This window comes from Aurantimonas sp. 22II-16-19i, assembly GCF_002088275.1.
In the GTDB taxonomy this organism is placed as follows: domain Bacteria; phylum Pseudomonadota; class Alphaproteobacteria; order Rhizobiales; family Rhizobiaceae; genus Jiella.
In genome coordinates this window covers 69,176-90,371 of record NZ_AQQS01000006.1, presented here as the reverse complement: position 1 = coordinate 90,371, position 21,196 = coordinate 69,176, and the positions used below count along the sequence as shown (strand labels likewise).

The 21,196-nt window shown below is 69.1% G+C and carries 16 protein-coding genes; 8 read left to right on the top strand and 8 right to left on the bottom strand.

The genetic code is table 11. From position 1 onward, the window contains the following. Nucleotides 1-82: 82 nt before the first annotated feature. Entirely contained in the window at nucleotides 83-715 is a 633-nt protein-coding gene (locus ATO4_RS07410; RefSeq protein ID WP_083590797.1) for a hypothetical protein, read from the top strand. Continuing rightward, entirely contained in the window at nucleotides 712-2,670 is a 1,959-nt protein-coding gene (locus ATO4_RS07405; protein ID WP_083590796.1) for an AAA family ATPase, read from the top strand. Before ATO4_RS07410 ends, ATO4_RS07405 begins: the two co-directional genes overlap by 4 nt. 560 nt (nucleotides 2,671-3,230) lie before the next feature. Here the strand turns inward: ATO4_RS07405 and purH are convergent. The 6 genes from purH to htpX form a co-directional block, all read right to left on the bottom strand. After that, the gene (gene purH / locus ATO4_RS07400; protein ID WP_083590795.1) at nucleotides 3,231-4,847 is read right to left on the bottom strand and encodes a bifunctional phosphoribosylaminoimidazolecarboxamide formyltransferase/IMP cyclohydrolase; all 1,617 of its coding nucleotides are present in this window, start codon (nucleotides 4,845-4,847) and stop codon (nucleotides 3,231-3,233) included. Nucleotides 4,848-5,029: 182 nt separating this feature from the next. Beyond that, complete coding sequence (locus ATO4_RS07395) at nucleotides 5,030-6,946, bottom strand: KUP/HAK/KT family potassium transporter (RefSeq protein ID WP_083590794.1); 1,917 nt, start codon at nucleotides 6,944-6,946, stop codon at nucleotides 5,030-5,032. Nucleotides 6,947-7,356: 410 nt separating this feature from the next. Next, entirely contained in the window at nucleotides 7,357-7,548 is a 192-nt protein-coding gene (locus ATO4_RS07390; RefSeq protein ID WP_083590793.1) for a hypothetical protein, read from the bottom strand. A 99-nt stretch (nucleotides 7,549-7,647) separates the two neighbouring features. After that, a complete protein-coding gene (locus ATO4_RS07385) occupies nucleotides 7,648-9,345 on the bottom strand; it encodes a heparinase II/III family protein (RefSeq protein WP_139802304.1) in 1,698 nt (565 codons plus the stop codon). A 181-nt stretch (nucleotides 9,346-9,526) separates the two neighbouring features. Then, nucleotides 9,527-10,981 (bottom strand): transcription antitermination factor NusB, encoded by a 1,455-nt coding sequence (locus ATO4_RS07380; protein WP_083590791.1) that lies wholly within the window; start codon nucleotides 10,979-10,981, stop codon nucleotides 9,527-9,529. Then, the gene (htpX, locus tag ATO4_RS07375; protein WP_083590790.1) at nucleotides 10,978-12,069 is read right to left on the bottom strand and encodes a zinc metalloprotease HtpX; all 1,092 of its coding nucleotides are present in this window, start codon (nucleotides 12,067-12,069) and stop codon (nucleotides 10,978-10,980) included. The genes ATO4_RS07380 and htpX overlap by 4 nt, the downstream gene beginning before the upstream one ends. Nucleotides 12,070-12,453: 384 nt before the next feature. Here htpX and ATO4_RS07370 point away from each other — a divergent pair, with 384 nt between their 5' ends. Both ATO4_RS07370 and ATO4_RS27655 read left to right on the top strand, forming a co-directional pair. Next, nucleotides 12,454-12,672, top strand: coding sequence for a succinate dehydrogenase assembly factor 4 (locus ATO4_RS07370; protein WP_083590868.1), 219 nt, complete (start codon nucleotides 12,454-12,456; stop codon nucleotides 12,670-12,672). Nucleotides 12,673-12,822: 150 nt separating this feature from the next. Further along, entirely contained in the window at nucleotides 12,823-13,335 is a 513-nt protein-coding gene (locus tag ATO4_RS27655) for a thermonuclease family protein (RefSeq protein WP_245308617.1), read from the top strand. 159 nt (nucleotides 13,336-13,494) lie between these two features. Here the strand turns inward: ATO4_RS27655 and ATO4_RS07360 are convergent, their stop codons facing one another. Both ATO4_RS07360 and ATO4_RS07355 read right to left on the bottom strand, forming a co-directional pair. Next, entirely contained in the window at nucleotides 13,495-13,947 is a 453-nt protein-coding gene (locus ATO4_RS07360; RefSeq protein WP_083590788.1) for a DNA polymerase III subunit chi, read from the bottom strand. A gap of 199 nt (nucleotides 13,948-14,146) precedes the next feature. Continuing rightward, a complete protein-coding gene (locus tag ATO4_RS07355) occupies nucleotides 14,147-15,658 on the bottom strand; it encodes a leucyl aminopeptidase (RefSeq protein ID WP_083590787.1) in 1,512 nt (503 codons plus the stop codon). Between the two features lie 457 nt (nucleotides 15,659-16,115). Here ATO4_RS07355 and ATO4_RS27650 point away from each other — a divergent pair, with 457 nt between their 5' ends. The 4 genes from ATO4_RS27650 to ATO4_RS07340 all read left to right on the top strand — a co-directional run bounded on the left by ATO4_RS27650 (nucleotide 16,116) and on the right by ATO4_RS07340 (nucleotide 21,040). Then, nucleotides 16,116-16,274, top strand: a complete 159-nt coding sequence (locus ATO4_RS27650; RefSeq protein ID WP_176222891.1) for a hypothetical protein — start codon at nucleotides 16,116-16,118, stop codon at nucleotides 16,272-16,274. A 16-nt stretch (nucleotides 16,275-16,290) separates the two neighbouring features. Beyond that, a complete protein-coding gene (locus tag ATO4_RS07350) occupies nucleotides 16,291-17,484 on the top strand; it encodes an LptF/LptG family permease (RefSeq protein ID WP_083590786.1) in 1,194 nt (397 codons plus the stop codon). After that, nucleotides 17,481-18,560, top strand: coding sequence for an LPS export ABC transporter permease LptG (gene lptG / locus ATO4_RS07345; protein ID WP_083590785.1), 1,080 nt, complete (start codon nucleotides 17,481-17,483; stop codon nucleotides 18,558-18,560). The genes ATO4_RS07350 and lptG overlap by 4 nt, the downstream gene beginning before the upstream one ends. 80 nt (nucleotides 18,561-18,640) lie before the next feature. After that, on the top strand, nucleotides 18,641-21,040 hold the full coding sequence (locus tag ATO4_RS07340) for an LPS-assembly protein LptD (RefSeq protein ID WP_245308616.1): 2,400 nt from the start codon (nucleotides 18,641-18,643) through the stop codon (nucleotides 21,038-21,040). Nucleotides 21,041-21,196: the final 156 nt, after the last annotated feature.

The following is a 21,196-nucleotide window of genomic DNA, read 5'->3' as shown; positions in this document are numbered from 1 at the left end:
GCCCGACGCATCGCACCGCCGGATAGGGCTCTTCGCCCGTCGCCCGGCGATCGCCCCTTCACGGCATCTCCGGACGACGACCATGAGCCTCCGCCTCGATCATTCCCCTTCCGATATTCCCGTTCTCCCCGAGAGCCTCCTGACGGAGGCGCGACGTCGCGCGTCGAGCCGCCGCTTCGGCCCGGCCGGCACTGTGCGCTGCCTCGGCCGGCCGGCATTCCGGTCTGCGCTCGCGCGCGACCTCGGTCTGCTGCTGGATCTCGACCCGGACGTTGCCGCCTGGTGGTGCCTGCCGGCCGTCGTGGAATTCGCCGATGGCGACGGGGAGGTCATCGAGCGCGTGCCTGACTTCCTCGTCCGCGGCACCGACGGCCGCGACCGCTTCCTCGACGCCGGCGAGACCGGCCTGACCCCGGTCGATCCCTTGGTCGCATATCGAGCGGTCCCCGAAGACGAGATTCGTCAAGAACCGCTCCTTTCGAACGCCCGCGACGCCATGCGCTACGCGAAACGCGTAGTGCCGCTCGGCGACCGGGTACGGCTGCTCGCGTATCTGGCCGAGATGTCGCCGATCACGCTCGTGGAAGCCGCTTCCGCGATGCGCGAGAGCAGTGAGCCCGTCGGTGCCGTCATAGCGCTGGCGCTGAGAAGGATCGTCCGCATCGACTGGGAAGACACCCCGATCGGACCCGAGACCGCAGTGAGATCCCGATGAGACGACAGTACCGAGGCATCCCGTCGGCTGCGCGGCGCGCAGCGGCGCAGGAGAATGAAGAAGACGAGGCAGAGCGGGAATTTTCGCGGCAGCAGGTGCTGCGGCAGATCGAGCGCCTCCGGGCTTCCGAACGCCTGATCTTCGACGCGATCAGCGCCGACGTCGCGGCCGCCGCGAACGCGCGACCGGATCGCAGCCTGTTGCTGGCCGCGGTCGTGTTCGACGGCCGCTGGTGGACGCCGGCGGCCACCGCTACCAAGGTGGCGGCGCGTCATGCCTACGGCGACGTGATGTACGATCCCGTCGTGCTCGCAACTCCGAACAGCAAGGCATCAGGGCAGTCGTTTGGCACCTTCGAAATCGATCGCGTTCCTGCATTCCTTGCCGAAAACTCGCTCATCTGCCTCTTCGGCGAGGACGACGCCATTCCGGACCTGCTCCGGACGTTCGCCGACGCGATCCTCGAGGTGCGCGAGCCGTCGCGAGACCTGCTCGCGGAGGAGATCGGCTTCGGTGACGCCTCGGACCTTCCTCACCCGCTCGGCTTCCGGGACCTCGCGCCGGATCATTTCGACTTCGCGCTGTCTCGCGGCCGCACGCCTGCGGAGCGCTTCTCCCTGCTCGCGTCGCTGGCGCGGAAGGACGCGCCGGAGCGCGAGCGAGCGGATCCGCAGCCGGATCCCGCGGAGGGGCCGCGACTCGAGAATCTCGACGGCTTCGGAGACGCCAAGCGTTGGGGGCTCCAGCTTGTCGAGGATCTGCGTGCGTTCGCGGCGGGCGAGATCGAGTGGCGTGACGTCGATGCGGGTGCACTCGTCGTCGGACCACCCGGGACGGGGAAGACGACGTTCGCCGAAGCACTGGCGAACAGCGCCGGGGTTCATTTCGTGCCGACGAGCTACTCGGACTGGCAGACGAACAGGGGCGGCTACCTCGGCGATGTCTTGAAGGCGATGCGCGCCGTCTTCAGCGAGGCGGCCGCGAACATACCCGCCCTCGTGTTCATCGACGAGATCGACACGGTCCGCGGCCGCGGCAGCACCGACAGAAACGACGGCTGGTTCACGGCGATCACGACGTGTTTGCTGGAGTGCCTCGATGGAATCGGCCGGCGTGAGGGGGTCATCGTGATCGCTGCCTGCAACGACGACCGGAACCTGGATCCTGCGCTCGTCCGATCGGGGAGGCTCGACCGCCGCTTCTTCATCGGCCTGCCCGACGAAGCTGCACTGGCCGGCATCTTCCGGTACCACCTCGGCGACGGGATCGACCGCGACGTCATCGAGAAGGTCGCGACGCTGTTCGCGGGGACGATGTCGGGAGCGGACGTGGTGCGGATCGCTCGCGACGCTCGCCGCATCGCGCGCCTGGCGAAGCGGCCGCTGGCCGCCGAGGATCTCGTCGCGGCCGCGGTTCCGGAGGATCGGCGCTCGCCGGCGGTCATCCGGCGCGTTGCGATCCACGAGGCCGGACATGCGATCGTTCGGATGCTGTTCGGTCAGGTGCCGAGATCGCTGTCGATCATTGCGAGCGGAGACCTCGGCGGCTTCGTGTCGCACGACGTCGACGCCGCGAGCATCGAGGGGCTCGGCTCGGAAATCGCACGAGACGTCATCGCAATGCTGGCAGGTCGGGCGGCGGAGGAGGTGATTCTCGGCGTCGTGTCCGGCGGGGCAGGCGGACCGAAGGATTCCGACCTCGGGCATGCGACGCGTCTCGTCGCCGCGGCGGAAGGTGTCTACGGCTTCGGTGAGACGCTGGCGCACGGGCTCGATGTCGACGGTCGGCGTGTGCATGAGCGGCTGGCGCGGCTCTACGCGGAGGCAGTCATGCTCGTCCGCCGCCACCGCCTCGACGTCGAGGCGCTAGCTGCGCTGGCGATCGAGAAGCGCGTTCTCGGCCGGGCGCTTCTGGCGGAGTTCGCCCTCCGGCGCGGTCTTGGCCGCGCCGGATAAGCCAACGGCCTCGCGACAGAGTAGGGCCTCGGCAGGTACGCACCTGCCGAGGCCCAGCGTCTTTCCTCAGGCCGCTTCCCACACCTTGTTCAGGATCCGCGCCGCGATCGTCGCCTTGTCCTGCGGGAGAAACCGGCCGTAGTGCTGGGCGACCATCTCCAGGGTATCCTGGATCGCGTAGCTCGCCTGCTCGTAGTATCCTCATTCCGAATGCGACCGGCGGCCGCCAGCCGCCGAACGGTTGACGATCAGTCGCGAACTCTCATCGGGCCGTCAGGCCCGTTGCGCAGGCGATGCAACGGCGCCAGGAGAGATCCACCGTAAGGATTTCTCGCCGCACCTCCGACAGTCACTGGAAGGAAATACGGGCCGACGGCAAGGAATTGCTATCGGCCTGCTTTGTGCTTAACATTTCAGTAACACATCTGAACGCCTTCGGCAGGAATTAAGCCAAAGGCCGTCTATCGGTGTGCCAATTCAAGACATTGGTGTACTTTTGCAAAACTTTGGTGACCTTGACACCGGTGCTCGGCCACCCGCCGCCCCCAACCTTCGCCCCCTCAATGCCGGAAGTGCCGCATCCCCGTCAGCACCATGGCGATGCCGTGCTCGTTCGCCGCGGCGATGACCTCGTCGTCGCGCATCGAGCCGCCGGGCTGGATCACCGCCGTGGCGCCCGCCTCCACTGCCGACAGGAGCCCATCGGCAAACGGGAAGAAGGCGTCGGAGGCGACCACCGAGCCGATCGTCGCGGGCTTGTCGGCACCGATGGCCCGTGCCGCGTCCTCGGCCTTGCGCGCCGCGATCCGGGCCGAATCGACCCGGCTCATCTGCCCCGCGCCGATGCCGACCGTCGCCCCGCCTTTGGCATAGACGATGGTGTTGGATTTCACATGCTTGGCGACGCGGAAGGCGAAGCGCAGATCCGACAGCTCCGCCTCGCTCGGCGCGCGCTCCGTCACGACCTTCAGGTCGAGATCGTCGACGACGCCGTTGTCGCGGGACTGGACGAGCAGCCCGCCGGCGACGGACTTCACGAAGCGCCCGGGCGCGCGCGGGTCCGGCAGGCCGCCGGTGAGAAGCAGGCGAAGGTTCTTCTTGGCGGCGACGATGGCGATCGCCGCGTCGTCGGCCTCCGGCGCGATGATGACCTCGGTGAACACCTTTACGATCGCCTCGGCGCTCGCGGCATCGAGCCGGCGGTTGAGCGCGACGATGCCGCCGAAGGCCGAGACCGGGTCGCAGGCGAGCGCCGCGCGGTAGGCCGAGACGAGATCGGCCCCTTCGGCGACCCCGCAGGGATTGGCATGCTTGATGATCGCCACCGCCGCGGTCCGGGCGGGATCGAACTCGCCGACCAGCTCGAAGGCGGCGTCGGTGTCGTTGATGTTGTTGTAGGAGAGCGCCTTGCCCTGCACCTGGCGGGCCGTGGCGACGCCCGGCCGGGCCTCGCCGGTGCGGTAGAAGCCCGCCCACTGATGCGGGTTCTCGCCGTAGCGGAGCGGCTCGGCGAGTTCGCCCGCAATGGCGACCCGCTTCGGCGTCGTCTCGCCGAGGCTCTCGGCGAACCAGGCCGAGACTGCCGCGTCATAGGCGGCGGTGCGGGCATAGGCGCGGCCGGCGAGGGTGCGGCGCAGCGCGATGCCGGTTTCGCCGCCGCTGTCCTTGAGGGCGGCGAGCACGTCGCCATAGTCGGCCGGATCGACGACGACGGCGACATAGCCGTGGTTCTTGGCGCCGGCCCGGATCATCGCCGGCCCGCCGATGTCGATGTTCTCGACGATGGTTTCACGTGAAGCGCCGGAGGCCCGCGTCGCCTCGAAGGGATAGAGGTTGACGACCAGGAGGTCGATGCCGGCGATGCCGTGCTCCTCCATCGCGCGGGCATGGGCCGCATCGTCGCGGATGCCGAGAAGCCCGCCATGGACGCCCGGATGCAGCGTCTTCACGCGGCCGTCCATGATCTCGGGAAAGCCGGTCAGTTCGGAAACGTCACGGACGGCAAGGCCCGCCTCGGTGAGCGCCGTCTGCGTTCCGCCGGTCGAGACCAGCTCGATGCCGAGGTCGGAGAGCCCCCTGGCGAAGTCCTCGAGGCCGGACTTGTCGGAGACCGAGATCAGCGCGCGGCGGATCTTCACCCGGTCGGGCAGCGGCGTGGCGTTGGCTTTGACGGACATCTCTCGGCTTCCTCGGCTTCGCCCGGCGGCCGCAGGCGGCGCAACGACCGGGCGCGTGTCACGCGGCATCTGCTCCGCCGCAGGGTCATGGCGCCCTGATAGTCGCCTTGCCCCGCCGCGACAATGCCCAGTCCTGTCCTCACGGCCACGCCCGGCGCACGGTCCCGCCCGGCCCAGACGGATCACAGGTAGCGCGGCATGCCGAGTTCGAGGGTGCGCGTCGGCGGCAGGTTGAAGCGGTCCGCCGGCCGCAGCGCCAGCCGCGCCATGGTGGCATAGGCGAACAGGAACGGCCCGAGGGTCCGCGAGAAGATCGGCGGCGCCACCGGCCGTTCGAGGCCGACGATATAGACGGTGTTCTCCGGGTCGGCGCCGAGGCTCAGGAGTTCCCCGGCGATCAGCGAGGGCAGGTTGATGCGCTGCAGATAGCCGACAGAGACGACGATGCGGGCAAGGTCCGGGCGGATGTCGGTCCGCTGGATCCGCTCGTCCTGGGCGACGCGGGGGATCGCCCGGGTGCGCACCGAGACGAGGATGGTGCGGGAAAACCGCGTCTCGGCGAGATCGGTCATCTCCACCAGCGTGTGCGGGATATTCGCCCCGCGCCGCACCAGGAAGACCGCCGAGCGGCCGGTCGTCGGCGGGCGGCCGCCGCAGGCCTTCAGATATTCCCGCATCCCCTGTTCCTCCCCCTCCTGGATGCGGGCCATGCGCATCTGGCCGATCCGCCAGGAGACGGCGAGGAAGATCACCGCCGAGGAAAGCCCGATCGGCAGGAGGCCGCCGGCCTCCAGCTTGCCGAGATTGGCCCCGACGAAAGCGAGGTCGAGGCCGAGGAAGATCACCGTGACGCCCACCGAGACCGCCCGCCAGCCGCCCCGCCCCGGCTCCTTCAGCCGGTAGGCGAGATAGAGCGCCGTGGTGCTCAGCATCGCGCCGGCAACCGCGATGCCATAGGCGCTGGACAGGGCGTCCGACGAGCGGAAGGTGAGGATCACGATGGCGGTGCAGAAGCCGACCAACGTGTTGACCGCCGGGGCGAGGAGGTCGTGGGGGTTGGTCGGCGAGAAGTAGCGGATCCGCATCGAGGGCAGGAAGTCGAGGCGCATCGACTGGCTGGCGAGGCTGGCGATGCCGGTGATCACCGCCTGCGAGGCGATGATCGAGGCGAGCGTCGCGAGGATCACCGCGAAGGGCAGCATGATGCCGCCGAACAGGCCGTAGAAGGGGCTGTCCGTCACCTCGCCGGACAGCACCAGCGCGCCCTGGCCGAAATAGTTGATGGCCAGGGCCGGAAAGGCGATGAACACCCAGGCATTGGTGATCGCCCGCCGGCCGAACTGGCCGAGATCGGCATAGAGCGCCTCGCCGCCGGTCACCGCGAGGAAGACCGCGCCGCAGACCGCCGCCGCGACGGCCGGGTGGGCGGCGAGATAGACGATGGCATAATGCGGCGAGACGGCCTCGAGCACCGCCGGAACCCGGACGATCTGGACCACCCCCGAGACCGCCAGCATGGCGAACCAGACGAGCATGATCGGTCCGAAGGCCCGGCCGATGCGGCCGGCGCCGAGGAACTGGGCGGCGAACAGGCCGATGACGATGGCGAGCGCCACGGGCACGATCAGATGGTCGAGGCTGGAGGTGATCTCGCCCAGACCCTCCACGGCGGACAGCACCGAGATCGCCGGCGTCAGCACCGCATCGCCGAAGAGCAGCGCGCCGCCGGCGAGCGCGATGGCGAGAAGGAAGAGCGACTGCGGCTTCAGCCCGTGGCGGCGATCGAGCCGGAGCAGCGCCGCAAGCGCCAGGATGCCGCCCTCCCCGGCATTGTCGACGCGCAGGATCCAGAACAGGTATTTGACGGTCACGACGAGAATGAGCGCCCACAGGATCAGCGACAGGACGCCGAAGACGGCGGGGGCGTCCGCCCCGCCGCTCGCCGTGAGCGCGACCTTGAAGGCGTAGAGGGGGCTGGTGCCGATATCGCCGAAGACGACGCCGAGGGCGCCGATGGTCAGGCCGGCGCCGGCCGTGGCGCCATGGCCGGCCGTGGCCGGCGTGCCGGTCCGGGAGGCCTCGATGGGGGTGTCGATCATGATCGAACGGCGGAAAGCCGTCACTCCGTTACGCAGGCGTCGCCGCGGTGGCTGCGCACCGGAGACGGCCCGTCGGGAAAAGCTGGGGATTGTTCGGAAGGATCGGCCGGCGGGGGCCCTCAGGGCGGCGCCGGCCGGCCGGGGTGGACTGCGCCGGCATCGTTACGCCGCGGGCATGGTTCCATGGTTGGTCCGGCCAGATATGGGAAAGCGAGGCATCGTTTGTCAGCCCATAATGCTGGCGGCATCATTAAGTTCACGCCACGTCGTCCGGCCGGGCCCAAGCGGCGCACAGGACGGATGCGGCGCGTCCATGAGCCTCGCTGCAGGCGGAGTCAATCGCGGCGCGACCTGTTGGGAGAAGACATGCTTGCCGGGGACGCGATGCCGCAGGAGCGGCAGCGGGCCGCTCAGCGGCTAGGCCCGGCTTCGTCTTCGGACGTGCGCCCGGCCCGGAAGGGGGCGGTCTTCGCCCCGAGATCGTCGAAGGTCTTCGGCACCGTGGTCACCGCCCGGTTCAGGCCGCCGCAGCCGCCGAGCAGCGAGGCGGAGAGGAGGCCGGCAACGACGAGGACGGCGGGGTGGCGCGGGCGCAAGGTCATGCGGGAAAGATCTGGCGGGGCTGGCCGCAAGGTAAAGGCCGTGGCGCGCGAGCCGGCGGGTTCCGTCCGCCGCGCCGCACCGCGTTGCCCCCCGCGTCGTCAGGACATCCGCTCGAAGGCCCAGGCGACCTCGGGCGTCAGCCCCGGATCGACCTCGACGACCAGCTGCAGGGTCCGGCGCGAGCCGGAAGTGTCGGCGAAGAAGATCGAATCCTCCACCGTGAAGGGCCGGTCGGCGGAAAAGCGCCAGAGCTGGCCGCGAAGCGACAGGCGGGCGGTGCCGCCGATCGTCTCGACGCTGACCTGCGGATGCAGGTGAAACCGGATCGCCGCCCGCTTGGCGTCCTCGCGCCCCCGCGGCTTGCGGGTCGCCATGAGGTGATCCTTGCCCGACAGCATCGCCCCGTCCGCCGAGAGCTGCAGGCGCCGCTGGTGCAGGAAGCCGAATTCGCGCTCGTAGCCGTCATGGGTCGCGTCGAAGCCGATGGTGCGCTCGCTGCCTTCGGCGGCGATCTCGTCGACGCGAACCTCCGTCGGCCCGGGAACGAGGGGCGAGCCGAGAAAGCGGTCGAGCTGCGGCTGGCCGGCGAAGCGCGAGGAGGAGCGGTCCTCCACCGTGACGGTGGAATGGGCCGCGGTCGAGCGGGAGAGACGCCGCAATTCCGGCTGGCCGGGCTGCGGCGAGCCGCAATTGACGACGATGCGCGCCGCCTGCGACGACAGTTCGAAGGCCAGCGTCCCGGCATGGGCGCTGCGCGACAGCGCCACCTGCGGCGGGCAGCCGGTGTCGGCGATCACCACCGTGCCGCCGGCCGCCAGCCGGTGGTAGCCGGAGTGCCGGGCGTTGGAGAGCGGCTCGCCGAGTGTCTCGTCGAAGCGCATCAGCGCCGCGAGGAGCTGCATCTCGCAGGCGCCGGTGCCGTTGAACAGCGCCAGCGTGCCGTCGGCATGGCGGAAGAAGCGCAGCGCCGGCAGCATCCGGTCGATCGCCGAATAGATGCCCTTGGGGACCGGCTGGCCCTGGTTGACGAGGGTCTCGCGGATCGGCAGCAGTTCGGCGAGGATCGCGGCGAGGGCCGCCGGGTTGCGGCTGGCATGGCCGCCGTCGGGAAGGATCTGCCGGTCGAGCTCGTCGGCGAGATGCTGGACGCTCGCCCTCGCCCGGCCCGCCGGCATCGGCAGGCAGACGCCGGCCAGCGCGATCGCCATGCGCACCATCAGCCGCGGCATGCCGGCCGGCGCCTCCTGGGCGATCGACCGCAGATAGCGGGTCTGGGCGCTGAGGCTGCGCAGGAACCTCCGGTAGAACTCGTAGTCGGCCGTGCCGAGCAGGAGGTCGCCATGGTTCAGCCAGGCGATGAGCCGCCTTGCCGCCACCTCCGGTTCGAAGGCCGGCCCGCCGAGGCGCCCGGAAGAATGGCGCAGCCAGTCGGAGACGAGAGCCCGGGCGTTCTTGATCGCCAGGGCGTCGCCGGCCGCCGCATGGTGGCGCAGCCAGAAGAAGCTGTGGAGTTCGGCGGAAAACTCGTCCGAGGGCGAAGGCGCCTGGAAGATCGAGCCGCGGCCCGCCTCGACGAGCCGCCCGGCGAGATGGAACCTGCCGGCATAGATCGCCTCGGCGACGAAGGGATCGCCCTGGTGCAGCGTCGGCGGGATGACGGCCAGGCGCTCCGGCGCCGAGCCGACGAAGCGCAGGCGATGCAGCGGACCGGTACGCAGCCGCCGACGCAGGCGCCGCCAGGCCTCCTGCATCGTCAGAACCGCAATCTGCGGGTTTTCCGCCAACGCCGTCGACACTCCGATCACCCCATGGCCGGCCCTTCGCGAGGGCTCACGCGTCGCCTTTGAAGCCGCGGAGGCGCCGTCTTGGGCGCCCCTCACAGGCCGTCGAGAGCCAAGTTTCCGCCATTAGGGTAAACAAAGCCTTACCGACCGCAGGGATCACGTAACGGAATGGAGCGCCGTATTAGTCTGGAAATCAAGGTTTTTCGTGTCTGAACCTTGCGGCAAAGAATCCGTCCATGCCGCCGCCCGCCGCCCCGCCCAACATGTCGGGCGTGGTGCGCAGGGTTCCCTCGGCCGAGACGGCGAATTCGAAGCCGGCCATTTCGCCGGGCTCGATCGCTTCGAGGCGGTAGCCCGGCCGCGCCGCAAGGAAGGCTTTTGCGACCGCCTCGCCTTCCCGCATGTCGAGCGAACAGTTGGCGAAGACCAGCCGGCCGCCGGGCGCGACGAGATCGGCGGCCTTGTCGAGAAGCCGCAGCTGCAGGGCCGCGAGCTTGTCGATCTCGGCGTCGTCTTTGGTATAGGCGACGTCGGGATGACGGCGGATGGTGCCGGTCGAGGAGCAGGGCGCGTCGAGGAGCACCGCATCGAACCAGGTCTCCGGTGAATAGTCCAGGACGTCGCCGACAACCGTCTCGGCCGCAAATCCGAGCCGGCCGAGATTGTCCTCGAGCCGCTTCATCCGCGTCTTGGACTGGTCGAGCGCCGTGACCCTGGCGCCCAGCGCGCAGAGCTGCGCCGTCTTGCCGCCGGGAGCGGCGCAGAGATCGGCAACGGCAAGGCCGCTGATCTCCCCGAGGAGCCGGATCGGCAGCGTCGCCGCGACGTCCTGGACCCACCAGTCGCCTTCCGCAAAGCCGTCGAGCGCCGAGATCGCGCCCTCGCCGCCATCGAGCCGCACCGTTCCCGGGCCGTTCGCAACCCCGCCGCCGATCGCCCGGCCGCCGAGACGCGCCGCCCAGGTCTCGGCATCGCGCTTCACCGTCAGGTCGATCGGCGCCCGCGACAGATGGGCGGCGGCGATCGCGCCGGCGCGCTCGGCGCCATATTGCGCGGCGAGCCGGTTCCACAGCCAGTCGGGACAGTTCGTCCGGGCATCGGCCGTCTCGGCGCCGAGATGCTTCACCTCGCGGGCGATCCGCCGCAGCACCGCATTGACGAGGCCGGTGAAGCGCTGGGCGCGCGGATCGGCGGCGGCGCTGGCGACGGCAAGGTCGACGGCGGCCGAATCCGGCACGTCGAGGCAGAGGATCTGCGCCGCGCCCACATGCAGGACATGACGCAGCGAGGCGGCGTTCGGCGGCAGCGGCCGTTCGAGCCGCGCCGCGATCTCCGCCTCGATGGTGCCGCGAAACCGCAGGGACGACGTCAGGATCGCCTTCACCAGCGACTGGTCGCGGGGGCTCAGCTGGCGGAAATGCGGATGGCCGCCGACCGGATCGGTCAGCCCGTCGAGGGAGGTCTGCTTGTCGACGACGGCGGAAAGAAGCCGCGCCGCCACCTGCCGCGCCGCAAGGCCCGGCCGGTCGGCGTCGCCGAAATTCGGCCTGCCACCGCCCTGCGGACGTTGCGGCCTGCCGGCCCCCGCCTGTTTGCGCTTCGCACGCGTGGCTTCACCCGCCGTTCCGGGCTCCTGCGGGCCGCTCAACCCCAGGGTCCGCGATGGGAGCGGCCGCGGGAAGAGGGGCGCTTCTCGGCCGAGCCCCGGCCCCAGGGACCGGGATGGTCGTCCTCGCGTTCGTCGCTGCGCGGATCATAGGCCCGCCCGTCCCAGGGTCCGGCCCGCGCGGCGCTGCCGCCCGGCAGCTGCGAGGCCGCGCGCGCCTGACTCCGGCGAGGCGAGGTGCCGTCGCCGAGCCGTTCCCGCGCCTCGAAGCCGAGCGTCTCGCCGCCCATCTGCGTCGCCAGCTCGCGGAGCGCGGCAATGCGGTTTTCCGTCGCCGGATGGGTCGAGAACAGACCATCCATGCGTTGTCCGCTGAGCGGATTGATGATGAACATGTGAGCCGTGGCTGGATTGCGTTCCGCGCTCCGATTCGGGATCCGACGGGAGGCGCCGGCGATCTTGCCCAGCGCCGAGGCGAGCCACAAGGGCTGGCCGCAGATTTCCGCGCCGCGCCGGTCGGCCTCGTATTCCCGCGTCCGGCTGACCGCCATCTGCACCATCATCGCCGCAAGCGGCGCGACGATCATCGCGGCAAGGACCCCGATGAAGCCGAGCGGATTGTTGTTGTCGCGGCTGCCGCCGAAGAAGAAGCCGAAATTGGCCAGCATCGAGATCGCGCCGGCGAGCGTCGCGGTGATCGTCATGGTCAGGGTGTCGCGATGTTCGACATGGGCGAGTTCGTGGGCCATGACGCCGGCGACCTCCTCGGGCGTCAGCGCCTCCAGGAGCCCGCGGCTCGCCGCCACCGCGGCGTTCTCAGGGTTGCGGCCGGTGGCAAACGCGTTGGGCTGGTCGCTGTCGATGACGAAGACCCGCGGCATCGGCAACCCGGCCCGGGCCGTGAGCTGCTCGACGATCCGATAGAATTCCGGCGCCGTGCGCGCGTCGACCTGGCGGGCGCCGTACATCTTCAGCACCAGCTTGTCGCCGTTCCAGTAGGCGAAGAGGTTCATGCCGAGCGCGATGACCAGCGCGATCAGCATGCCGGCCCGCCCGCCGATCAAAAGCCCCGCGCCCATGAAGAGCGCGGTAAGGAAGGCGATCAGCATCGCCGTCTTGATCATGTTCATGGGGTGGCTCGCACCGTTCGATCCGTTGCGGGCAGGCAGCCCGATCACCCGGAAATCTGGGCATTTCCCGTCCCGGCTTCAAGTTTCACACGACTTGCATGCCGGCCGCCATCCGGCCCGCCATCTGACGGTGACGCGCCGCGCCGCGACTTTCGCCGTTCCCCGGCGCTTGGCTCCAGGGCCGCGTCGCGGGATGATCCCGCCGCCGGCCCGACCGGAATGCAGGATTTCGCGCTCATGCTCTTCGGTTCGGTGCCGTCACCGACTATGTGACGAGACGAAACGATGCGCGACGAAGCGAGGATCGCAGCGATGGGCGACGAAGGCGAGACAAAGAAGAACGCGGCACACGAGGCCGGCAGCGGCGACGCGGTGCTCGCCCGGATGCGCCTCTCCTCCGAACAGAAGCCGGCCGGCAGCGCGGAGAAGGCGCTGACGCCCGCCGCCCGGCGGGCGCTCGCCGAGGCCGAGGAGCGCCGCCGCGAGCGCGATGCGCAAGCGCTTAAGGCCAGCGAGCGACCGAAGGAAATCGCCGGCCGCGACGGCCCGGAGCCGGTCCGCTACGGCGACTGGGAGAAGAACGGCATCATCTCGGATTTCTGATCCACGCCAAGAGCCGCGAAACCATTGCGTGTAGGCTGCCGGTCCTACCGGTGGACGCCTCGGCTCGTAGCCCTGCGCCGCCTGAGGAACTTGTCGAATCGGGCGCGAATCCATATATAGGAAGATGTTCACATATGGAGCATCGGCCTCGTGCGCGTCCTGGCGCTTCCTGCACTCATCGGCTGCATTCTCGGCCCCGCCGCGACGGGTTCGGCCTTCGCCGACGACGACGCCTATCCGCGCGAGATCGCCGGGCCGGTGGCGGCCAGCGTCGTCAAGGTGCGCGACGGCGACACGGTGGAGGTCGAGGCTTTCGTCTGGCCGATGCAGAGCGTCCATGTGGCGGTGCGGCTGCGCGGCATCGACGCGCCGGAAAAGCGCGGCAAGTGCGACGTCGAGAAGGCCGCGGCGGCGCGGGCGACCGCCCGGCTGACGGAGCTCGTCGGCACGGACCGCGTCTATCTCTCCGACATCGCCGGCGACAAGTATTTCGGCCGGGTGCTGGCGCGGCTGTCGGTTGACGGCAACGACGATCTCGGCAGGACGCTTCTGAAGGAAGGCCTCGTCGCGCCCTACGAGGGCGGCAAGCGCCGCGACTGGTGCGCCGAGGCGAGCCTGCGCAGCGAGGCGGAGGGCCCCGCCTTCGCCATGACCGATCCCTGACGCCAGCGCCCGCGCAAGCGGTCCGGCCGGTTCCGGCGATGACCGTGTTTCAGCGGTGACGACGATGCGGCGGCCGCGGCGAGATGACCGCATCCGGCTGGCACGCCCGATCGCAGCCCGACCCGCGCGCCTCTTCCCGATGGCCGGTCCCGCTGGCGTTCACGCCTTCTTGACCCAGCGGCCTTCCTCGGTCTGCTGCCAGTAGGTCACGGCGTGGCCGGCGGCCTTCTCGATCTTCCAGCGGCCGCGTGCGGTCTCCAGCTGGCCGGCGTCGTGGCCGTCGAAGAGATAGACCGCCCGCACATAGCCGGTCAGCGTGTCCGGCACCGCCCCGTCGACGAGAAACCGGACATGCGGCTCGTTCGCCCGCTGGCCGGCCTCGACGGTGAGGAGCACCGGCTGCAACACGCCGGAACTGTCCCGGTCGCTGCCATGGGGCAGGAAACTGTCCTCGCGATAGGTCCACAGATGGTTGTCGAGGGCGTCGCGGCGCTCATCGCTGGAACACTGGACGACCACCCGCCAGCCGCGCGCCAGCGACTTCTCCAGGAGATCCGGCAGCGCCTGTTCCAGCCGGCTCTCGGTCAGATGGTAGAACAGGACTTCCGTCATCTGGGGGCAGATCCCTTGGGGGGCCCTTGGGGGCAGATCCCTGTTGCCGGCCGCGCGGCCGGGTCCCAAGCCGCCGCGCGGGGCTCAGCTTCGCCGATCCGGGGCGCGAAGGGAAGGCGTGTCGCCTTCCCCTGCCCCGTCATGTCTCGGAGCGACGTCGCTGCGGCCGGTCGACCCGATGTTCGGCCGAGACCTCGGCTCAGGCCGACTGGTAGTGGTCGGCGACCAGCCTGTCGAGCAGCCTGACGCCGAAGCCCGAGGCCCAGGACTGGTTGTACTCGTTGGACGGCGAGCCCATCGCCGTGCCGGCGATGTCGAGATGCGCCCAGGGCACGTCGTTGACGAAGCGCTGCAGGAACTGCGCCGCGGTGATCGACCCGGCCGCCCGGCCGCCGCCGATGTTCTTGATGTCGGCGAACTTGCCCTCGATCATCTTGTCGTATTCGCGCGACAGCGGCAGCCGCCAGAGCTTCTCGCCGCTGACCTTGCCGGCGGCCGACAGCCGCTCGGCGAGTTCGTCGTTGTTGGAGAACAGCCCGGCGTGATGGTTGCCGAGGGCGACGATGATCGCCCCGGTCAGCGTCGCGAGATTGACCATGAACTGCGGCTTGAACCGGTCCTGGCAGTACCAGAGCGCGTCGGCGAGGACGAGCCGGCCTTCCGCGTCGGTGTTGAGCACCTCGATGGTCGTGCCGGACATGGCGGTGACGATGTCACCCGGCCGCTGGGCGGCGCCGTCGACGGCGTTCTCGACGAGGCCGACGATGCCGATGGCGTTGACCTTCGCCTTGCGGCCGGCAAGCGCCCGCATCAGGCCGACGACGGCGGCCGAGCCGCCCATGTCGCCCTTCATGTCCTCCATGCCGCCGGCCGGCTTGATCGAGATGCCGCCGGTGTCGAAGACCACGCCCTTGCCGACGAAGGCCACCGGCTGCTCGCCCTCGGCAGCCCCGTTCCAGCGCATGATCACCAGCCGCGGCGGGCGCGGCGAGCCCTGCGAGACGCCGAGGAGCGCGTGCATCTTCAACGCGCGCATCTCGTCCTCGCCGAGGATCTCCACGTCGATGCCGTGGGCCTCGAGCTCCTTGATGCGGTCCGCATATTCGACCGGGCCGAGGATGTTGGCCGGCTCGTTGACGAGGTCGCGGGCGAGCATCGTGCCCGCCGCGATCGCCTCCTCGGCCGCGAAGGCGGCGCGGGCGCCGTCCGGATCGGCGACGGCGAAGGTCAGCGTCGCGGGCTCGTCGTCGCCCTCCTTCTCCTCCTTCTCCTCCTCGTCGTCGCCCTTGGACTTCTTCGACTTGTAGAGGTCGAACTCGTAGGCGCGCAGCGTCGCCCCGCTCGCCATCCTCGCGGCGTCGGCGGGAGCGAGCGGACCTTCCTTCGTCTCGCAGCGGATCGTGACGGTGCCCTTGGCCTTGGCGGCGATGGTCCCGCCGAGCTTCAGGAAGTCCTCTTCCGTCGCGGGCTCCTTGGCATGCGTGCCGACGACGAGCAGGCGGTCGGCCGCGACGCCCGAGGGCGCTATCAGATCGACGGTCGCCAGCCGCTTGCCCTTGAACTTGGCGATCCGCGCGGCGTTGGCGATCGCCTCGCGCATGGCGCCCGGCAGCCCCTCCGGCACCGATCCGCCCTCGCCGGAGAGAACGACGAGGACGTCGCCCGGGGCCTGGTCGAGAGACGCGAATTCGATCTTGGGAAGCTTGGCCATGATGTCTCCTGGAGGTGGCTGAAAGCGAAGGGCCGGAGGCGGGTGGCTCGGCCTTCGGCGCCACATTCGCCGTCGCCGGCCGCGGCGAGAGCACGGGTGCCATCCGGCCGGCCGTCGCGGCAGTGGTCGAACCCGGGCAGATTTGAGCGTCGGGGCGCGATTTGCAAGGGCGCCGCGACGCATGATCGCGTTAACCATGCGGCTTCGGCTTTCGTTAGCCGGACGGGCGCAGTGTCGCTGCGCACGCCCCGCCCTCGCCGGCCGCAGCGCCCGGGCGGGGTGCGTGCCGGTCCCTCGCCGGTCGCCACTGCGATACGGGACTTCTCGACAAGCCCGGTCAGGAAAGCTATTGCGGCGGCGACATCAGACGGGCAGCGGCCAAGTTTCCGGCATCGCCAGGCCCGTTCGGCGAAGGGTGCCGGCCCTGTCGGACCATGATAGGACAACGGCTAACGCGATGATCCTGTTGAAGTTCTCCAAGCCGGCCAGCGGCGAGGTGCCGGCCCGCCGCCGCAAGGTGGCTGCCGGTCCGCGCCGCTTGGCGCAGAGCCGCCAAGCGCACGGCCGCATGGCGGAGCGCGGTGCGGCGGGGATCTGCCGGGGAGCCGCCGCTTGATCGAAGGGCGCCCCTCATGACGCTTCTCGAACGCTACGTCTTCGGGCGCGCCGTGGTGAATTCGCTCGGCGCGCTGGCGTCCCTGGTGCTGATCGTCTGGATCGTGCAGGCCCTTTCGCGCGTCGACATCGTCAAGTCGACGGCGTCGGCGGCGGGCAATGTCTTCTGGATCGCGCTGATGCTCCTGCCGGACCTTGCCGCCGGCATCGTTCCCTTCGCCATCCTGATCGGCGCGATCCAGGCGCTGAACGGGCTGAATGCCGATTCGGAGCGCGCCGTGATGGCGGCGTCCGGCGCCTCGCCCAAGGTCGTCGCCAAGCCGATCGTCGTCCTCGGCATCTGCGGCGCGATCGCCATCCTTCTCGTCGCCCATGTGATCGGACCGATGTCGACCCGCGCCTTTCGCGACGGGATCCGGGCGATCAACGCCGACACGATCACGCTGTTTCTCCAGCCCGGCCGCTTCGAGAAGGTGCAGGACGGGCTCGAACTGTCGATCGGCTCGGCCAGGGGCTCCAACATCACCAGCCTGTTCATCGCCGACAGCCGCGACCCGGCCACCGAGCTGATCTATTTCGCCCGCGAGGCGCGGATCGCCGACGAGGACGGTCGCTCGCTGCTGCTCCTCAGCGACGGCCAGCTGCATCGCCGCGACGTCAAGGACGATTCGGTCGCCGTGGTGCAGTTCCAGTCCTACGCCTTCGATCTCGCCGACCTGAAGCCGGCCAGCCAGGGCGACTGGATCCGCACCTCCGAGCGCTCGACCGCCGATCTCATCTCGCCCAATCCCGCCGACAAGGTCTATCGCGAGAATCCGAACTCGCTGACCTCGGAGCTGACCGACCGGATGACGCAGTGGCTCTACGCCATCGCCTTCGCGCTCTGGGCGGTGGTGGTCGCGGCGCAGCCCCGCACCAATCGCCAGGCGAGTTCCGCCGCCATGACCCTCGGGCTTGCCGGGGGGCTCGGCCTGAAGGCCCTCGGCTTCCTCGTCCTCGCGCAGATCGAGACGAACGTCGCCTTCGTCCCTCTGGCCTACCTTCTGCCGCTCAGCGCCATCGTTCTCGACAGCTGGCTGATCTGGGCCAATGTCGACATCACCGAGTGGATCGTCTACCGGCGCACCGCCGACGGGCTGCATGCGGCCAGTGCCGCGATGGGCCGGCTCTTCGAGGGCCGCAAGGCCCCGGCGACGGGGGTCGGGCGATGATGAACTGGACGCTCAACCGGTATTTCCTGCGGCTCTATCTGACGTCGTTCTTCTCGACGCTGATCGCGGTCTCGGCCCTCGTCTACCTGGTCGACATGATCGAGCTCAGCCGCCGCGGGCGCTCGGAGGTCCTCGGCTTCGTCGGCGCCGCGAGCTTTTCGGCCCTGCGCGTGCCGGCCTTCATGGAACAGGCGTTTCCCTTCGTCGTCCTGTTCGCCTCGATCTTCACGCTGCTCAATCTCAACCGGCGGCTCGAACTCGTCGTCGCCAGGGGCGCCGGCGTGTCGATCTGGCAGATCCTGCTGCCGTTCGCGGCCGGCTCGCTGCTTCTCGGTCTCGCCGCGACCTTCGTCTACAACCCGTTCGCGGCCTGGACGAAGGCCCAGGCCTCGTCGATCGAGACCAGCGTCTTCGGCGGCTCGCCCTCCGAGGTCGGCGAGGAGATCTGGCTGCGCCAATCGGCGGACGGAGTGCGCTCGATCATCGGCGGTGCGGCGGTCGGCCGGGGCGGCGCCGAACTGCGGCACGCCAGCGCCTTCCTGTTCGGCGCCGACGGTTCGATCACCCAGCGCATCGACGCCGATCAGGCGACGCTCGAGAACGGCCAGTGGGTGCTCGACAGGCCGCGGGTCACACGGATCGGCTATCCGCCGTCCTATCCGCAGCAGTTCCGGCTGCCGACGTCGCTGCGGCCCGAATATGTCGAACAGCGGGTCGCCGACCCGGAGGCGACGTCGGTCTGGTCGCTTCCCTCGAAGATCGAGGTGGCGGGCAGCCTCGGCCTCAACGCGAATGCCTTCGACATGCAGTACCAGACGCTGCTCGCCCGCCCGGCCCTGTTCCTGGCGATGACGCTGGTGGCTGCGACAGTTGGGACACGGTTCTCCAGAACCGCACAGCCGGGCCGCGCGATCGCGGTCGGAGTGCTGGCGGGCTTCACTCTCTACGTGGTAACGTTTCTCGCCAAGGCGCTGGGGAGTAACGATATCATTCCACCGGTCGTGGCAGCATGGTTTCCGGTGTTGGCCGCAGGATTGTTAGGGGTAACGATCCTGCTCCATCAGGAGGATGGGTAGGCATGATTTCGAGGGGGACGTACGTCGCCGCGCCAGGCGCGACCTGGTATCGGCCGTTCGCCATTCTTCTAGCGGGGACAATGCTTTGTGCGTTTGGCGGCCTGTCGGTTGGACGGGCGCAGCCGGCGTTGCCGACCTCGGCGCCGCTGGTGCAGAGGGATGCCAAGCTGTTCCTGGCCGCCGATACCGTCACCTATGACACCAAGGGCGACGTGGTCACCGCGACCGGCGGCGTGCAGATCGACTATGGCGACTACAAGCTGGTCGCCCGACGGCTGATCTACAACCAGAAGACACGGCGCCTCATCGCCGTGGGCGATGTCCAGCTGCAACAGCCGGACGGAAATCTCGTCTATGCCGACCAGATCGACATCACCGACGACTTCCGCGACGGCTTCGTCGAGGCGCTCCGGCTGGAGACGCCGGACAACACCCGCTTCGCCGCCGCCCAGGCGGTGCGCGAGAACGGCAACGTCACCACCTTCGAACGCGGCGTCTACACCGCCTGCGAATCCTGCCGGGAGAATCCCGAGCGGCCGCCCCTGTGGCAGATCAAGGCGCGCCGCATCGTCTGGGACGAGCAGGAGAAGGTGATCCGCTATTACGGCGCGCGGTTCGAGCTGTTCGGCCTGCCGATCGCCGCTCTCCCCTACTTCCAGTCGCCCGATCCGACCGTGAAGCGCCTCTCCGGCTTCCTCGCCCCGAGCTTCAAGAGCTCCAGCGATCTCGGCTACGGCGTGCGGGTGCCGTATTTCATGGTGCTGAACGACAGCGCCGACGTGACGGTCGCCGGCACCTATTACACCAAGCAGGGATTCCTCGCCGAGGCCGAATATCGCCAGGCCTTCGACAACGGCATGTTCACCCTGAAGACCGCCGGCATCATCCAGCAGGACCGGGAGGCGTTCGAGGACGACAACATCTATCGGAACGGCCTTCTGGCCGACGAATCGCCGGATTACACCAAGGAACGCGGGATGATCGCCTCGACGGGCAAGTTCGCCCTGTCGGACCGCTGGACCTTCGGCTGGGACGTGCTCCTCCAGAGCGACGACAATTTCTCCAACACCTACTCGATCTCCGGCTATTCGGAGACGCGGCGGGTGTCGGAAGTCTATCTGACCGGTCTCGGCGACCAGAGCTACTTCGATCTGCGGGCGCAGGAATTCCAGTTCCAGTCGGACGACGACGACTATGCCGATCAGCAGGCGAGCGTGCTGCCGTCGTTCGACTACGAGCGGATCGAGCAGACGCCGGCCATCGGTGGCGAAGTGAAGTTCGAGGCCAACGTCGCCTCGGTGCATCGCAGCAAATCCTCCTCCACGCGGATCTGCAACACCCACCTGTCCGGCGGCACCGAGCCTGAGGACGACTGCGTCGATCCCTTCAACGGCTACAAGTTCAGCCCCGACTATCTGCGCTACGACGGCCTCGACGGCAGCTACACCCGCGCGACCACCGCGCTCGAATGGCGCAACAGCTACGTCCTGCCCGCCGGCCTCGTCCTGACGCCGATCGCCTCGGCCAGAGGCGACCTCTACACCGCCGACATGTCGAGCGACGGCTCGACCCTGCCGCTCTATGCCGGCGGGGCCCTCGTCAGCGACGCCCCCTTCGGCGCGGTCTCGATCGACCACAGCGGCGGCCGCGGCATGGCGACGGCGGCGCTGGAGGCGCGCTATCCCTATCTGATCGAGGCTGCCCACAGCAGCCACGTGATCGAGCCGATCGCCCAGATCATCGTGCGGCCGAACGAGACGGAAATCGGCCGGCTGCCCAATGAGGACGCCCAGACCCTCGTCTTCAACACCGCCAACCTCTTTGCCCTCGACAAGTTCTCCGGCTACGACCGGATGGAAGGCGGCACCCGGGCGAATGTCGGGCTGAAATATGCCGGCAGCTTCGACGGCGGCTATTCCATCGACGCGGTGGTCGGCCAGTCCTACCACCTCGCCGGCCTCAATTCCTACGCCCAGCGCGATCTCAGCCTGGTGGGCTACGATTCCGGCCTCGAGACCGACCGTTCGGACTATGTCGGCTCCTTGTCCTTCGGCATGCCGACCGGCATCACCCTCGGCACCCAGGGCCGCTTCGACGAGGAGGACCTCTCGCTGCGCCGGGCCGATCTGTTCGGCTCCTATGAGGGGGACGCGGTCACCGGCTACCTCGCCTATTCCTTCATCGGCGCGCAGCCGACATACGGTTCGATCGACGATCTCAACCAGCTCACCGCCGGCGCCTCCTTGAAGTTCGACCAGAACTGGACCGCCTACGGGACCATCGGCTACGACATCGAGAACAAGAACGTCATCCGCAGCGGCGTCGCGGTCGGCTGGGCCGACGACTGCTTCTCGGTGCTTCTGTCCTACGAGAACGAGAATTCCAGCTATGCCGCCGACAACGGTTCCTCGACCGTCATGTTCAAGGTCGGGCTGAGGACGCTCACCAGCTTCAACGAGCCCTACGACATCGGCCTTTGAGGCGGTCAACCGGCTGCGGCAGAGTCGTCGCAGCCGCCGTGGACCGGGCACAGGGTCCACCGGGCACAGGCACCACCGGTCGCAGCTCTGCCCGGGCGGCCGCGCAGGGATCTTGCTCGGGGACCCACTCAGGGACCACTCAGACAGGGACCACTC